This is a genomic window from Achromobacter sp. KK8, assembly GCF_054188005.1.
The window spans coordinates 1,876,803-1,890,090 of sequence record NZ_CM135178.1 but is presented as its reverse complement, the minus strand read 5'-3'; the positions used below and the strand labels follow the sequence as shown (position 1 = coordinate 1,890,090).

General features: G+C 68.8%; 16 protein-coding genes. 7 read left to right on the top strand and 9 right to left on the bottom strand.

From position 1 onward, the window contains the following. The first annotated feature begins 10 nt into the window (after positions 1–10). Positions 11–448 carry a universal stress protein gene (locus ACVN9Z_RS08750; protein WP_024067497.1) on the top strand — a complete coding sequence of 146 codons (438 nt, stop codon included), beginning with the start codon at positions 11–13 and terminating at the stop codon, positions 446–448. A 21-nt stretch (positions 449–469) separates the two neighbouring features. Here ACVN9Z_RS08750 and ACVN9Z_RS08745 read toward each other — a convergent pair whose 3' ends face one another. The 4 genes from ACVN9Z_RS08745 to ACVN9Z_RS08730 form a co-directional block, all read right to left on the bottom strand. Then, positions 470–1,486 carry a 2Fe-2S iron-sulfur cluster-binding protein gene (locus tag ACVN9Z_RS08745; RefSeq protein WP_054482317.1) on the bottom strand — a complete coding sequence of 339 codons (1,017 nt, stop codon included), beginning with the start codon at positions 1,484–1,486 and terminating at the stop codon, positions 470–472. An 11-nt stretch (positions 1,487–1,497) separates the two neighbouring features. Continuing rightward, entirely contained in the window at positions 1,498–1,977 is a 480-nt protein-coding gene (locus ACVN9Z_RS08740) for a GlcG/HbpS family heme-binding protein (protein WP_006387292.1), read from the bottom strand. Between the two features lie 21 nt (positions 1,978–1,998). Next, positions 1,999–3,459 (bottom strand): aldehyde dehydrogenase family protein, encoded by a 1,461-nt coding sequence (locus ACVN9Z_RS08735; protein WP_054448876.1) that lies wholly within the window; start codon positions 3,457–3,459, stop codon positions 1,999–2,001. 118 nt (positions 3,460–3,577) lie between these two features. Next, positions 3,578–5,110, bottom strand: a complete 1,533-nt coding sequence (locus ACVN9Z_RS08730) for a hypothetical protein (RefSeq protein WP_006387290.1) — start codon at positions 5,108–5,110, stop codon at positions 3,578–3,580. Positions 5,111–5,335: 225 nt separating this feature from the next. On the opposite strand from ACVN9Z_RS08730, the gene ACVN9Z_RS08725 reads away from it, so the two are divergent. Then, the gene (locus ACVN9Z_RS08725; protein WP_006387289.1) at positions 5,336–6,073 is read left to right on the top strand and encodes a sulfite exporter TauE/SafE family protein; all 738 of its coding nucleotides are present in this window, start codon (positions 5,336–5,338) and stop codon (positions 6,071–6,073) included. Between the two features lie 74 nt (positions 6,074–6,147). After that, positions 6,148–6,864 carry a GntR family transcriptional regulator gene (locus ACVN9Z_RS08720; RefSeq protein ID WP_054515560.1) on the top strand — a complete coding sequence of 239 codons (717 nt, stop codon included), beginning with the start codon at positions 6,148–6,150 and terminating at the stop codon, positions 6,862–6,864. A 24-nt stretch (positions 6,865–6,888) separates the two neighbouring features. Here the strand turns inward: ACVN9Z_RS08720 and ACVN9Z_RS08715 are convergent, their stop codons facing one another. The 4 genes from ACVN9Z_RS08715 to ACVN9Z_RS08700 all read right to left on the bottom strand — a co-directional run bounded on the left by ACVN9Z_RS08715 (position 6,889) and on the right by ACVN9Z_RS08700 (position 8,800). Next, a complete protein-coding gene (locus ACVN9Z_RS08715) occupies positions 6,889–7,239 on the bottom strand; it encodes a 2Fe-2S iron-sulfur cluster-binding protein (RefSeq protein ID WP_026383712.1) in 351 nt (116 codons plus the stop codon). After that, entirely contained in the window at positions 7,236–7,577 is a 342-nt protein-coding gene (locus ACVN9Z_RS08710) for a hypothetical protein (protein WP_006387286.1), read from the bottom strand. The genes ACVN9Z_RS08715 and ACVN9Z_RS08710 overlap by 4 nt, the downstream gene beginning before the upstream one ends. Positions 7,578–7,650: 73 nt before the next feature. After that, positions 7,651–7,989, bottom strand: a complete 339-nt coding sequence (locus tag ACVN9Z_RS08705) for a 2Fe-2S iron-sulfur cluster-binding protein (RefSeq protein WP_458213344.1) — start codon at positions 7,987–7,989, stop codon at positions 7,651–7,653. Between the two features lie 79 nt (positions 7,990–8,068). Then, positions 8,069–8,800 carry a TenA family transcriptional regulator gene (locus tag ACVN9Z_RS08700; protein ID WP_006387284.1) on the bottom strand — a complete coding sequence of 244 codons (732 nt, stop codon included), beginning with the start codon at positions 8,798–8,800 and terminating at the stop codon, positions 8,069–8,071. A 222-nt stretch (positions 8,801–9,022) separates the two neighbouring features. Here ACVN9Z_RS08700 and ACVN9Z_RS08695 point away from each other — a divergent pair, with 222 nt between their 5' ends. Further along, positions 9,023–9,232 carry a hypothetical protein gene (locus ACVN9Z_RS08695; protein WP_006387283.1) on the top strand — a complete coding sequence of 70 codons (210 nt, stop codon included), beginning with the start codon at positions 9,023–9,025 and terminating at the stop codon, positions 9,230–9,232. A gap of 87 nt (positions 9,233–9,319) precedes the next feature. Here the strand turns inward: ACVN9Z_RS08695 and ACVN9Z_RS08690 are convergent, their stop codons facing one another. Next, complete coding sequence (locus ACVN9Z_RS08690; RefSeq protein WP_024067492.1) at positions 9,320–9,724, bottom strand: DUF2809 domain-containing protein; 405 nt, start codon at positions 9,722–9,724, stop codon at positions 9,320–9,322. 142 nt (positions 9,725–9,866) lie between these two features. Between ACVN9Z_RS08690 and sorA the strand changes: the two genes are divergently transcribed. From sorA to ACVN9Z_RS08675, 3 genes are all read left to right on the top strand, one after another. Next, a complete protein-coding gene (gene sorA / locus ACVN9Z_RS08685) occupies positions 9,867–11,102 on the top strand; it encodes a SorA family sulfite dehydrogenase catalytic subunit (protein ID WP_458213343.1) in 1,236 nt (411 codons plus the stop codon). Between the two features lie 10 nt (positions 11,103–11,112). Further along, the gene (gene sorB / locus ACVN9Z_RS08680) at positions 11,113–11,436 is read left to right on the top strand and encodes a SorB family sulfite dehydrogenase c-type cytochrome subunit (RefSeq protein ID WP_024067490.1); all 324 of its coding nucleotides are present in this window, start codon (positions 11,113–11,115) and stop codon (positions 11,434–11,436) included. Between the two features lie 133 nt (positions 11,437–11,569). After that, a complete protein-coding gene (locus ACVN9Z_RS08675; protein WP_458213342.1) occupies positions 11,570–13,273 on the top strand; it encodes an MFS transporter in 1,704 nt (567 codons plus the stop codon). The last annotated feature ends 15 nt before the right edge of the window (positions 13,274–13,288 follow it).

Sequence of the window (13,288 nt, the reverse complement as noted above, 5' to 3'; positions counted from 1 at the left end):
GAGACGCAACATGTACAGGCATCTGCTCATCGCCGTGGACGGCTCCCTGCTGTCCGAGTCGGCCTTCAAAAAGGCGCTCGTTTTCGCCAAGGAAATGAACGCCGCCATCACCCTGCTGCGCGCCATTCCGGAAGACCACCTGACGGTCTACCAGGCGGAAATGCTGGGCGCCCACCAACCCCAGCACACCGACCAGGCGCGCAAGAACGCCACCGGCTACCTGGAAGGCCTGGAGACCGAGGCGCGCCACGCGTTGGTGCCTTGCGAGACGGCCGTGGTGGTCAACGACCACCCGCACGAAGCCATCGTCGACACGGCGCAGCAACGCGGCTGCGACCTGATCGTGATGGGGTCGCACGGCCGCCACGGCATGACGGGCTTCCTGCTCGGCAGCGAGACCCAGCGCGTGCTGGCGCGCACCAGGCTGCCGGTGTTGGTGTTCCGCTAGGGATCGCCGCGCGAGCCCGCCCTACGGCATCGCCGCCGTGGCCGGCGCGTGCTGGAAGGTGAAGCTGTCGGCGTACATGTGATCGAGGCTGGCGCCACGCCCCGCCAGCAGCGTGGTCGCCTCGCTGACCATCGCCGGCGCGCCGCACAGGTAGAAGGCGTGTTCGGACAGGTCGCCGTGGTCCGCCAGCACCGCCTGTTGCACATGGCCGCGCCGGCCCCGCCAGTCGGCGCCCGCGCGCGACAGCACCGGCACGAAATTGAACTCGTACAGCCGGCCAGCCCAGCCTTCGATCTGCTCGCGCAGATACAGGTCGGCCTCGGTGCGCATGCCCCAGTAGAGCGTCACAGGCGGGCAGTCGTCATTGTCCAGCAGCGATTCCAGGATCGCCTTGATCGGCGCAATGCCGGTGCCCGTGGCCATCATGATCATCGGCCGCCAATCTTCCTCGTGATAGCTGAACACACCCAGCGGCGCCTCGATCTCCAGCGCCGCGCCCGGCCGCGCCTGCCCCAGCCACTGGTCGGTGTAGCGGCCGCCCGGAATGCGGCGCACGTGGAAATCCACCAGGTTGCCGGCGGGCGCCGAGGCCATCGAGAAGCTGCGGGTGGCGCCGTCGGGCAACACCACGTTCATGTACTGGCCCGGCGCGTAGTCCAGCGGCGTGTCCGGCGGCAGCGCCAGCGTCAGGTGGATGACGTCGTCGCACAGCGCGGCGATGCGGTGCACGGTGGCGTCCAGGCGCCGCGGCTCGGCGAATTGGCGCGGGTTGGCGACGCTGATGCACAGATCGCTGCGCGGCCGCGCCTGGCAGGCCAGCGCATAGCCCTGGGCCGCCTCTTCCGGCGTCAGCGCCATGGGGAATTCTTCGTAGTCGACCGCCCCTTCGGCCAGCTTGATACGGCAGGTGCCGCAGCCTCCGAAGGTACATTCGTGCGGCAGCCGCACCGAGGCGCGCTCGGCCGCCTGCAATACGGATTCATCCGGCGCGACCATGAAAGCCTGCCCGGTCTCGAGGATCTGGACACGGTATGCCATGACGACAGCGCCTATTTCTTGATGTCCGCCTGCACCAGCACCTTCAGGCCGCGCGGCTCCAGCATTTCGGCCAGCGCCCCCAACGCGGCCAGGCCAGCCTGGGTGTCCTGCTCGCCGTTGCCGCCGCTCAGGCCGACGCCGCCGATGACCTCGTCGTTGACCACGATGGGAAAGCCGCCCACGAATGCGGCGAACTTGCCCTCGAAGCTCCACTGGATGCCGAAGGCCTCATTGCCGGGCAGCGCCGGCCCATTGGGCGGCGTGGTGAACAGGTGCGTCGAGCGCTTGTGCCCGGATGCGGTGAAGGCCTTGTTCCAGGCGATCTGCGGGCCGGTGATGCGGGCGCCGTCCATGCGCTCCAGCGCGATCGGATAGCCGCCGTCGTCGACGATGCACACCGATTCCAGCACGCCGATCTGCTCCGAGCGGGCGATGGCCGCGCGCACCATGGCGCGGGCTTCTTCCAGTTCCAGGCGATAAATCTGCTTCATGTCTGTTCTCCGAAGGCGCCGTCAGCCGGCGCGGTAGACGGTCTTGATCTGCGTGTAGAACTCCAGCCCGACCCGGCCCGATTCACGGAACGTCGACGTGCTGGAGCTTTTCAGGCCGCCGAACGGCGCGTTGATGAGATTGCCCGTGGTGGTGCGGTTGATCTTGACGGTGCCGGCCTGGATGTCGCGGGCGAAGCGGTGGGCGTAGCGCGCGTCGCTGGTGGCGATGGCCGCGGACAGGCCGTATTCGGTGTCGTTGGCGCAAGCGATGGCCTCGTCGTAGCCGTCCACCGCGATCAGCGCCAGCACGGGGCCGAAGATTTCCTCGCGCGCGATCCGCATCTGCTGCGTCACGTCCGTGAACAGGGCCGGCGTCACGTAATAGCCGCGCTCGAAGCCCGGACCGTCCAGGCGCTCGCCGCCGATCAGGTGGGTGGCTTCCTGCTTGCCCACCGCGATGTAGCTCAGCACCGTGTCGAGTTGTTTACGCGTGGCCAGCGGTCCCAGGTCGAAATTGCCCTCCAGGCCGTTGCCGATGGTCAGCTTGCGCATGCGCGCCAGCAGTTTGTCGGTGAACGCCGCCAGCACCTTGCGATCGACCAGCAGGCGGCTGGTGCCGGTGCAGGCCTGGCCGCTGAGCGAAAAGCCGCCCTTGACCGCCAGGTCCACCGCGCGATCCAGGTCGGCGTCGGCCAGCACGATCAGCGGGTTCTTGCCGCCCAGCTCCATCTGCGTGCGCGTGGTCAGGCCGGCGCCACGATGGATCTGCTCGCCGGCCGCGGTCGAGCCGGTGAAGGAAATGGCGCGCACCGCCGCCGCCGTGGTGATGGCCTGGCCCACCTTCGAGGCCGGCCCGGTCACGAAATTCAGCACGCCCGGCGGCAGGCCCGCCTCGGCGAAGGCCTCGGTGAGCCGGTAGCCGGTCAGCGGCGCATCGGACGAGGGCTTGAACACCACCGTGTTGCCCGTGATGAGCGCCGGCGCGATCTTGCGGGCCGGGATCGAGATCGGGAAATTCCACGGCGAGATCACCGTCACCACCCCCAGCGGCTCGCGCTGGCTGTAGACCACCATGTCGGGATCGTCGTTGACGAAGGTCTCGCCGGTGAACGACTGGCCCTCCACCGCGTAGAAGCGGATGGTCTGGGCCGAACGCAGGACCTCGTCGCGCGCCAGCGCCAGGCCCTTGCCTTCCTCGCGGGTCAGCTCGCGCGCCACCTCGTCGGCGTGGTCTTCCAGGTGCTGGGCGGCACGGAACAGGATGGCGGCACGCTTGGAGATCGGCGTGTCGCGCCAGGCGGCGAAGGCATCCGCGGCGGCCTTCACGGCGCGGGCGGCGTCGTCCGCGTCCGATTGCTGGAAGCGCCCCACCACGTCGGACGTGTCGGCCGGGTTCAGGTTGGGCGCCGTGACGCCCGAAGCGCAGGCCACCCATTCCCCGCCGATGTAGTTGAGAAAAACCTGCTGCGAGAGATCGTCCACGGAAGTCCTTCCTCTGCCGGGCTGGCCGGGATGCCCGGGAATCGGCCGTCTTAGGTAATTTCTGAACATTGTATACTTTAATCAATATGGCGCGATGCGCGTAAACCCCAAGCCGGGCTCACCGCCAGATCAGGACGGCGCAGATGGTGGAGACAAACAGCGCCAGCACCACCGGCAGCAGCAGCGCCCGCACCAACGACAGCACGTGCACCCGCGCGAACCCGGCCACCGCGATCAGCGAGGACCAGGCGATCAGCGTGCCGCCGCCGGTCCACACCGCGCCCATCTGGCCCACTGCCGCCAGCGTCGCCGGATCCACCCCCACCACCGGCCCCAGCGCGCCCGACAGCGTGCCGGTCAGCGGCAGGCCGGCGAAGCCCGAGCCGTCGATGCCGGTGATCATCCCCACCAGCAGCACGCCGAACGCCACCAGGAAGTGGTTCTCGGGGATCAGGTGCTGGCCCGCCGAGATCACTTCGAACAGCAGGCCCGGCGCCTGCGCCTGCGGCACGCCCAGGATCTGCGCCGCGGTCTCGTTGGCGCCGACGAAGAAGAAGCCCGCGATCGGCAGCACCGAACCCATTGCCTTGAAAGCGAACACGAAGCCGTCGGTCACGTGCTCGGGACACACGTCCAGCATCCTGCGCGGCCCTTCGGCGGCCAGCGTCACCAGCATCATCACCACGAAGGCCACGCCGCCCACCAGCGCGGCCGCGTCGCCGCCGCGCAGCGCGGGCAGCGCCGGGAACAGGCGCGGCAGCACCATCACCGCGATCACGCCCAGGAACGCCAGCGGCGTCACCACCGCGAACACCCGCGACCAGCGCACCCGGCGCCGCTCCTCCTCGTCCAGCCCCGGCCCGCGCGGCAGCGCCGGATTGGCGCCCATGGTGCCGCGCGCCAGCTCGGCCTTGTCGAACGAGCCGGAATGCTCGATCTCGGCCAGGCTGCCATCCTGCGCCCGCGCCTGCCAGGCCGACAGCAGCGCCGCATCGGCCGGCACGATGTGCTTGCGGATCAGCAGGTAGGCGGCGGTCAGCGCCACCGCGCCGGTGATCAGCGACAGCACCAGCGCCCGGTCCGCCACCACCGCGGCGCTGACGGCGGCGCCGGCGGCCTTGGCGCTGATGCCCGGCGCCACGCCGATCACGTAATCCGAAGACAGCGCCATGCCCTGGCCGGCGATGGCGATCGCCATGGCGCCGGCCAGCGGCGGCAGTCCGGCCGCGATGGCCGCGGGCAGCAGGATCGCCGACACCAGCGGCACTGCCGGCGTTGGCCAGAAGAACAGCGAGATCACGTAGGTACAGAGGGCGATGATGAGAAACGACGAGTGCCCGCCGCGCATCACCCGCCGGAACGGCTGCACCATGCGCACGTCCGCCTGCAGCGTCTTGAGCGCGTTGAGCAAGGCCGTCATGAAGGTGATGACCAGGAAGATGTTGAAAAGCTCTTTGGCGGCCACGAAGCTGGCCGAGAAGATGCCGATCAGCGCGCTGATCGGGTTGCCGGTGATGGCCAGCACCACCAGGAAAGTGCCGATCACCGACGGCACCACCACGTTGGCGCGCAGGATCATCGTCAGGATGATCGCGGCGACGCTGATCAGGTACATCCAGTGAGCGGCGTTGAGCACGACGTCCGATTGCATGCGCTATTCCCCTTGTCGACGTGGCTGTTGGGTCGCCACTTCGGTATACTATATTTCGTTTGCTGCCATACCAACCGAAATATGCAGCGCCTAGGGAAAGCGATAATTCTGAAATTTCCATGAATATTCGAGAAAAATCAGTGCATTAAGTTGGGGTGCAAGCCCCGGTTTGGTGCATCGCCGATATTTCAATAGACTATCGTATACAAAAAGAGCGAATTCGGCATGATGGCTTCCCTACCCGATCTCTGGCATTACGCCGCCATGGCGGCGGTGGTGTTCGGCGCCGCGCTGGCGCAGGGCGTGGGCGGCATCGGCTTCGCCATGTTCGCCGCGCCGGTGGCGGCGCTGTGCTTTCCCCAGCTCGCCCCCGGCCCCCTGCTGACGCTGGGCGGCTTCATCTCGCTGCTGACCGCGCTGCGCGAACGCGCCGCCATCGACTGGCGGGCCGTCGCCTATGCGCTGACCGGGCGCGCCGCCGGCACCCTGATCGCCATCTACGCCATGGCCCGCTTCGCGCCGCAGACGCTGGGCCTGCTGTTCGCCGCGCTGATCCTGGCCGCGGTCGGGCTCAGCGCGGCCGGGCTGCGCTTTGCGGCCACGCCCGGCCGGGTCTCGGGCGCCGGCGTGGCGTCCGGCATCATGGGCACCATGACCTCGGTCGGCGCCCCGCCCATCGCCCTGGTGCTGCAACACGCCGAACCGCCGCGGCTACGCGCCACGCTGGGCATGGTGCTGTTCCTGGGGTCGCTCTTTTCGCTGGCCATGCTGGCCTGGGCGCGGCGCTACACCGGTTACCACGCCGGCCTGGCGCTCAGCCTGGCGCCGTTCCTGCTGGCCGGCTTCGCCGTGTCGGGCCGCCTGCGCCACCGGTTGCCGCCGCGCGCGGTGCGCGCCGTGCTGCTGGGCGCCTGCGCCGTGGGCGCGCTGGGAGTGATCGGCAAGGCGCTGTGGGCCGGTTGAACCCGCTTGCGTCCGCCACTGCCCATCCCGGTAATACAATGCAGACTGTATCCATTCCGCCAGACCTGCTCGCCATGACCACCACGCCCGTCAGCTCGCAAGCCGTAGACACGCCGCAATCTGCCCCGCTGAAGATCGGCGAGCAGCATCCGCAGTTGTTCGCGGTCATCCGCGACAAGCTGCGCGAGCGCATCCTCAGCGGCGAATTCACGCCCGGCGACCGCCTGGTCGAAGGCCGCCTGTCGGAGGAAATGGGCGTGTCGCGCATCCCGGTGCGCGAAGCGCTGCGGGCGCTGGCCGCCGAAGGGCTGGTCACCATCGAGCCGCGCCGCGGCGCCTCGGTGTCGGTGCTGTCGGACGCGGTCGCCTACGACATGGTCGAGGTACGCGCCACGCTGGAAGGCCTGAACGCCAAGCTGGCGGCGCAGCGGCGCGACGACAAGACCGTCGAGCGCCTGCAGGCCTTTCTGCGCGAAGGCACCGAGGCCGCGCGCGGCGAGCAGCTGGACAAGTTCCTGGCGCTGAATTCGCAGTTCCACGAGATGCTGGCCACCATCGGCGGCAACGTGGTGCTGACCGACCTGATGCGCTCGCTGCGCGACCGCACGGCGCTGCTGTTCGCGCCCAGCAACATGCACCGCGCCAAGCAGAACTGGGACGAGCACTCGCAGATCCTGCACGCCGTCATCGCCGGCAATGGCGACCTGGCCGCGCTGCTGGCGAGCCAGCACGTGCACAACGCCGCCAAGGCCTACACCGAGACGCGCCAGGCGCATTCGTCGGCCGCCTGAGCACGGCCCCCGGCCGCAACCCGCTCAGGGCGCCACGGGCGTCGCCTGGCCGGCGTCGTCCACCACCACGCCCTTGCCGTCGCGCACCACCCAAGACACCGCCACGTCGCCCAGCACGAAAGTCTGGCAGGCCATGCGGTAGCCGGCCTCGAAATCCTCGGGCCGCAGATGCTTGCGTTCCTTGGGCTTGATGGCGTCGGTGTTCTCCAGCCCCTGTTCGATGCGGCATTTGCAGGTGCCGCACAGGCCGCCGCCGCACTTGAACGGAATGCCGCCCTGTTCCTTCAGCGACACCCGCAGCAGATTGCTGTTCTCGGGCGCGCTGGCCACCTTGCCGCCATTCGATAGAAACGTGATGTTGACCATGCTGCTCAGTGCTCCGCGGCGACGGGGCCGGGACGCCGCGTCAGGGTGGTTTGCATGCTGCCGAAGCGGCTCAGATGCGCCAGCTCGCGGCGCGCCGCCGCCAGCGAGGCGAACGACTCCAGGAACTTGGACGGCACGCGGTTGACGATGTAGGGCGGGGTTTCCTCGGTGACCAGCAGTCGCGCCGGCCCTCGCAGGCGGGCAATGCTGAACACCGCGCGGGTCCTGCCGTCGCAGGCGTAGTCGTAGGTCTCGACGATCTCGGCCTGCGCGTCCACCTCGGTGCGGTACACGCCGGGCTTGGACGTCAGGATCACGAACACGGCGTCATTCGCGTCGCGGGTCATGCGCGGTTCCTTTGCATCGGGTTGGGCGCCGGGGCCAGGGCGTGTTGGCGCCGCGGGACGCCCGGCGCGGGCGTCAGGGTTGCTCGAGCGCGGCCGCGGGCTCGCGCGCTAGCGCCACCTCGACATCCTGCGCCAGCTCGATATCGTGGCCGAGCCACAACTGGCAGGCCAGGCGGTAGCCGGCGTCGATGCGCTCGCCCAGCTGCTTCTTTTCCTTCCAGTTCACCGGCGGCAGGTGCTCGGCCCCCGCCAGCACGCGGCAGGCGCACTTGGCGCACTTGCCCATGCCGCACTCGTAGCGCAGGTGCGGGAACGGAAACTGCCGGATGCCGGCGCGCACCACCAGGTTGGCGTTGTCCGGCACCTCGCCGGTGTAGGTCTGGCCGCCTTTGTGGAATGTGACGGTAGGCATGTATCGGTCATCCAGTGAAGCGCCGCGGCAGCCGCCCCGCGCCATGCGCGGGTGGCGCCGCAAGCGCGGGCTCGGGCGCTCAGGCCGCCAGACCCAGCTCGGGCAGCGCGATTTCCTGCTGCACGTAGTCGGTATAGAGCGCGGTGGTGTACAGCAGCCGCATCTGCGCGCCGATCTCGCAGATCTTCAGGCAGCGCTGCTGCAGCTCGACCGTGTTGGCGTGCTCCAGCACGATCTGGTAGCCGCGTTCGCCATGGATTTCGTCGGACACGATGTGCAGGTCGAAGAACTCGACCTCCTCGTCGGTGAAGCCGTATTTCTCGCGCAGGGTCGGGGTCTGCTTGCGATAGATCGACGGCACCTGCGATTCCAGGCCCACCACCAGGCCGGCCACCGCCACGATGGGGTCTTCGCGCATGGCCACCGCGTAGCACCAGCTTTGCAGGGCGCGGGTGGTGGGCGACATGTTGTCGGGGTTGGTGACCCGCTCGCGGGTGGTGCCGCAGGCCTCGGCGAAGCGGATCAGCAGGTCGGTATGGCGGTCGCCGCCGATCTCCTCTTCGTACATGTTGGCCAGCAGGAAGTCCTTGGCCTCGGTGTAGGTGTCGGGCGTGCGGGCGTACAGATAGCCCAGGTAGTCGGCGAACGGGCCGACGTAGTGATAGTGGTTCTCGGCCCAGCGCGACAGGTGCTCCCGGCTGAGCTTGCCTTCGGCCCAGGCAATGGAAAAAGGCGAGGCATTGGCGCTCTTGCCCTTGATCGCGTTTTCCAACGCGGTGCGGAATTCATCTCGGTTCATCAGTTCTGCCATGACGCGCTCCAGGTCTGTGAGGGAGGGGCCGGCCGAAAACCTCGACCGATGCAGAACATTGTATACCGTCTACCATTTTGATCGACTAGGGTATTCCCGTTGCCATCGAAGCCAAAAGGGACTGTCCCCCTGATATCAATGACTTGGATCGACCCGGACGGATTGGAGATCAGGGTTTACCCTGGTACAATGAATACACTTTCAATGCAATCCGGAAATACCATGAACACCCGCCATCCCCTGGGAGACGCCCCGATCGGCCAGCAGCTGCTGGCGCACTACGCCCGCCGCGATGCGGTGCGCCATGCCACCCCCTTGTTCCCTTCGTCATGGGCCGAATGCCTGGCCCCGTTCCGCAATGCGCGTCTGCGCCCGCAGGCGAAGCCTGCCGGGCAGGGCGGCGACAGCGCCCCGGTCGGCCAGGCTGGCTGAATCGGCATGCGCCGCGTTGCGGCGCGCCGTGCCGGGCGCGCGACAGAGCCGCGGCGCTCGCAATGATGGGCCGGGCGCCGCGCGTTTTCAGGTGTTTTGAATGGGGCCCGCGCCCGGGCTCCGCATGCGGCGCGCGCCGGCCAGCAACAGCACCAGCAGGAAACCCAGCGTGTAGGCCAGCATGTCCCACCAGTCGGGCACGCTGCCCAGGATCACGCGCAGCACCGGCTGCTCCAGGCGCCAGCCGTAGTGGCGCGCCAGATACTGGCCCAGTTCGACCGCGTAGCCGGTCAACAGCGCCGCGACGGCCAATGGCAGTACGCCGGCGCGGATGAAGCTGCGGTACACCAGATAGGCCCAGCCCACCGCCACCACGTCGCCCACGAAGCCGCGCAACAGCGGGCAGGGCTTGCCCAGGGTGGCGATCAGCGCCTCCACGGCGGTCACGGCCAGCAGCGCGGCGAAGGCCGGCCGGTTGAAAGTCAGTCTCATCGCGATGCCATGCGCCCGTGGCGCGGAAAACACGGTTATTGGAACGGTCGACGCAACTGTTAACGCATTTGTCAGGTCGACGGGCGTAGCCTGATTCGACCACGCGGCAAGCGAGGGTACTAGAAAACAAGAGGAGACAAGCATGAGCGCATTCGATCCGGATGGGCGCCGACGCTTCCTGCGCCAGGCCTGTACCCTGGGCGCGACCGGCACGCTGGCCGGCCACGCCCTCACCAGCCTGGCGGCCCCGGCCACCGTCACCCTGCCTTTCGCCAACGGCGAGCGCGACCTGATCGCCTATCCGCAGAAGCGCCCGCTGATCCGCCAGACCTCGCGGCCGCCGCAGCTGGAAACCCCGTTCGCGGTCTTCAACGAAGACCTGATCACGCCCAACGACGCCTTCTTCGTGCGCTACCACCTGGGCAACATCCCCACGGCCATCGACCCCGCCGCCTACCGGCTGCGCGTGGGCGGGCTGGTCTCCAAGCCGCTGGAATTGTCGCTGGCCGACCTGAAGCAGCGATTCGGCGCGCCGGTCGAACTGGTGGCGGTGACCCAATGTTCCGGCAACAGCCGCGGCTTCTTCGAGCCGCGGGTGGGCGGTGGCCAGCTGGGCAACGGCGCCATGGGCAACGCGCGCTGGCTCGGCATCCCGCTCAAGCGCGTGCTGGAAAAGGCCGGCATCCAGGCCGGCGCGCGCCAGGTGACGTTCGAGGGGCTGGACCGGCCGGTGCTGCAGGGCACGCCGGAGTTCGTCAAGGCGCTGGACGCGGCCCACGCGCTCGATGGCGAGGTGATGCTGGCCTACGCCATGAACGGCGCCGACCTGCCCATGCTCAACGGCTATCCGGTGCGGCTGGTGGTGCCCGGCTACTACGGCACCTACTGGGTCAAGCACCTGGCCGACATCAAGGTGCTGGACAAGGAGTTCGACGGCTTCTGGATGCAGAAGGCCTACCGCATTCCCGACAACGACTGCGCCTGCACGCCGGCGGGCAAGGCGCCGGAAAAGACCCGCCCGATCGGCCGCTACAACGTGCGCAGCTTCATCACCAGCCTGGCCGACGGCGCCCGCGTGGCCAAGGGCCGGCGAGTGCAGGTGCGCGGCATCGCCTTCGATGGCGGCCGCGGCATCCGCGACGTGCAATTCTCGGCCGACGGCGGCAAGACCTGGCGTGCCGCCACGCTGGGCCGCGACCTGGGCCGCTATTCCTTCCGCGAATGGCACGCCGACTTCACCCCCGCGCAGGCCGGCGCCTATCAGTTGAAGGCGCGCGCCACCAACATGGCCGGCGACACCCAACCGCTGGAGGCGCTGTGGAATCCGGCCGGCTACATGCGCAACGTGGTCGAAACCGTGTGCGTCGACGCCGCCTGAGGAGAGCGCCATGATCCGACTCGCCCGCCTCGTCCTGGCCCTGGCCGCCGCCGGCGCCTGCGTTCCCGCGCTGGCCCTGGACATCCAGCTGCCGCAGGAAACCGCCACCCTGCACCCCGGCGCCGGTCCCGGCGCCCAGGGCGCCACCCTGTGCCTGATGTGCCACTCGGTCGACTACATTTCGTCGCAACCGCCCATGCCGCCGGGCTTCTGGGACGCCGAGGTCAAGAAGATGGTCGGCACCTACGGCGCGCCGATCCCGGCCGAACAGGTGCCGCTGATCGTCGAGTACCTGAACCAGGCCTACCCGCCCCCGGCCCGGCCCAAGCCCTAGTTCCCGCCGCGGCGCGCAGGCCGCGCGCCGCGGCTGCCTCGTCCCGCGGCTGCCTCGTCTTAACCCGGACCCCTAATAGGCGTACCATTGGACGGCCCCCGCCCGCCGTGTCCGGGTGATCACAGAGGCCTCCATGCTCCAGCCCGTTTCGGCCAACAACGATCTTCCCCCCACATCGCCGGGCACGTCCGCCGCGCCCCCTCAACCCGTCCTGCGGGTCAGCACGCTCTCCCCCTTCGCGTTCCCGGCGTTCCGCATCATCTGGATCGCCAACCTGTTCGCCAACCTCGGCACCTGGGCGCAATCGGTGGCCGCCGCCTGGGTCATCACCACCGAACAGAGCAGCCCGCTGATGGTCGCCATGATCCAGGTAGCCGCGGCCTTTCCGCTGGTGGCGCTGTCGATCCTGACCGGCGTGCTGGCGGACAACTACGACCGCCGCAAGGTCATGCTGGTCGGCATGCTGCTGGAACTGGCCGGCGGCATCTTCATCACGATACTGGCGTATATCGGCCTGCTGCATCCGATCACCCTGATCATCTCGGTCTTCTGCATCGCCATCGGCAGCGCCATCGTCACGCCCGCCTGGCAGGCGGCAGTGGGCGAGCAGGTGCCGCGCGAGCACATCGGCAGCGCGGTGCTGCTCAACAGCGTCAACTACAACGTGGCGCGCGCAGTCGGGCCGGCGATCGGCGGCCTGCTGCTGGGCGCCGCCGGCGCGCCCACCGTGTTTCTGCTGAACTGTGTCTGCTACGGCAGCCTGATCTGGGCCATCTGGCGCTGGCGCCGCGACGTGCCGGCGCGGCGGCTGCCGCCGGAGCGGCTGTTCGAGGGCGTGGTGGCGGCGCTGCGCTATACCCAGCATTCCACCGTGACGCGGGTGGTGATGCTGCGCGCCTTCGCCTTCGGCCTGTCGGCCAGCGCGCTGTGGGCGCTGCTGCCGCTGCTGGCCTACGCCCACGAGCAGGGCGACGCGCTGCTGTACGGCTACATGCTGGGCGCGCTGGGCGTGGGCGCCATCCTGGGTAGCGCCGTGGTGCGACGGCTGCAAGCAGCCTGGGGCGCCAGCGGCCTGGTGAGCGTCGCGGCCGGCCTGCTGGCCGCCTGCCTGCTGGTGCTGGGGCTGACCGACACGCTGTGGCTGGCGTTTCCGGCGCTGCTGCTGTCCGGCGCCTGCTGGATCGGCGTGCTGGCCACCTACAACACCACGGTGCAGATGCTGGTGCCCGACTGGGTCAAGGCGCGTTCGCTGGCGCTGTACCAGACCGCGATCTTCGGCGGCCTGGCGGCCGGCTCGTTCATGTGGGGCCATTTCGCCGGCACCATGGGCGTGTCCGGCGCGCTGTCGGCGGCCGGCGTGATGCTGGCCATCACCGTCGCGCTGCTGTACCGCTCGCGCCTGCCCGAACAGGTCAACACCCAATCGCTGGCGCGCGCCGACGCCACCGAACCGGCGCTGTCGGCGGCCGGCTTCAACACCAAGCACGGCGCGGTGCTGGTGGCGGTGGAATACCTGATCCCCAAGGAAAAGCTGACCGCCCTGATCGATGCGGCGCGGCCATTGCGCCTCCTGCGGCTGCGCAATGGGGCGCAGCAATGGCAGCTGTTCCGCGACCTGGAGCGCGAGGGCGTCTGGCGCGAAGTCTTCCTGGTGGAAAGCTGGATGCAGTACCTGCGCATGATCGACCGCATGACCCTGGCCGACAAGATGGTGCTGGACGAATTGCGCGCCCTGCATGCCGGCGACAAGCCGCCGGTGGTGTCGCGCAATGTCAGCTACCTGGCCATGAACGAAGCGCAGGGATTTTCGCTGCGCCGCGAACCCGAATCGCTCTGATCCGCGAGGTACGAT

Excerpts from the sequence above, each read along its gene's own strand:
- ACVN9Z_RS08675 (WP_458213342.1), top strand. The coding sequence starts at position 11,570 with ATGCTCCAGCCCGTTTCGGCCAACAACGATCTTCCCCCCACATCGCCG.
- ACVN9Z_RS08710 (WP_006387286.1), bottom strand. The coding sequence starts at position 7,577 with ATGACCCGCGACGCGAATGACGCCGTGTTCGTGATCCTGACGTCCAAG.
- ACVN9Z_RS08705 (WP_458213344.1), bottom strand. The coding sequence starts at position 7,989 with ATGCCTACCGTCACATTCCACAAAGGCGGCCAGACCTACACCGGCGAG.
- ACVN9Z_RS08690 (WP_024067492.1), bottom strand. The coding sequence starts at position 9,724 with ATGAGACTGACTTTCAACCGGCCGGCCTTCGCCGCGCTGCTGGCCGTG.
- ACVN9Z_RS08740 (WP_006387292.1), bottom strand. The coding sequence starts at position 1,977 with ATGAAGCAGATTTATCGCCTGGAACTGGAAGAAGCCCGCGCCATGGTG.
- sorB (WP_024067490.1), top strand. The coding sequence starts at position 11,113 with ATGATCCGACTCGCCCGCCTCGTCCTGGCCCTGGCCGCCGCCGGCGCC.
- ACVN9Z_RS08725 (WP_006387289.1), top strand. The coding sequence starts at position 5,336 with ATGATGGCTTCCCTACCCGATCTCTGGCATTACGCCGCCATGGCGGCG.
- ACVN9Z_RS08720 (WP_054515560.1), top strand. The coding sequence starts at position 6,148 with ATGACCACCACGCCCGTCAGCTCGCAAGCCGTAGACACGCCGCAATCT.
- ACVN9Z_RS08745 (WP_054482317.1), bottom strand. The coding sequence starts at position 1,486 with ATGGCATACCGTGTCCAGATCCTCGAGACCGGGCAGGCTTTCATGGTC.
- ACVN9Z_RS08730 (WP_006387290.1), bottom strand. The coding sequence starts at position 5,110 with ATGCAATCGGACGTCGTGCTCAACGCCGCTCACTGGATGTACCTGATC.
- ACVN9Z_RS08695 (WP_006387283.1), top strand. The coding sequence starts at position 9,023 with ATGAACACCCGCCATCCCCTGGGAGACGCCCCGATCGGCCAGCAGCTG.
- ACVN9Z_RS08700 (WP_006387284.1), bottom strand. The coding sequence starts at position 8,800 with ATGGCAGAACTGATGAACCGAGATGAATTCCGCACCGCGTTGGAAAAC.
- sorA (WP_458213343.1), top strand. The coding sequence starts at position 9,867 with ATGAGCGCATTCGATCCGGATGGGCGCCGACGCTTCCTGCGCCAGGCC.
- ACVN9Z_RS08750 (WP_024067497.1), top strand. The coding sequence starts at position 11 with ATGTACAGGCATCTGCTCATCGCCGTGGACGGCTCCCTGCTGTCCGAG.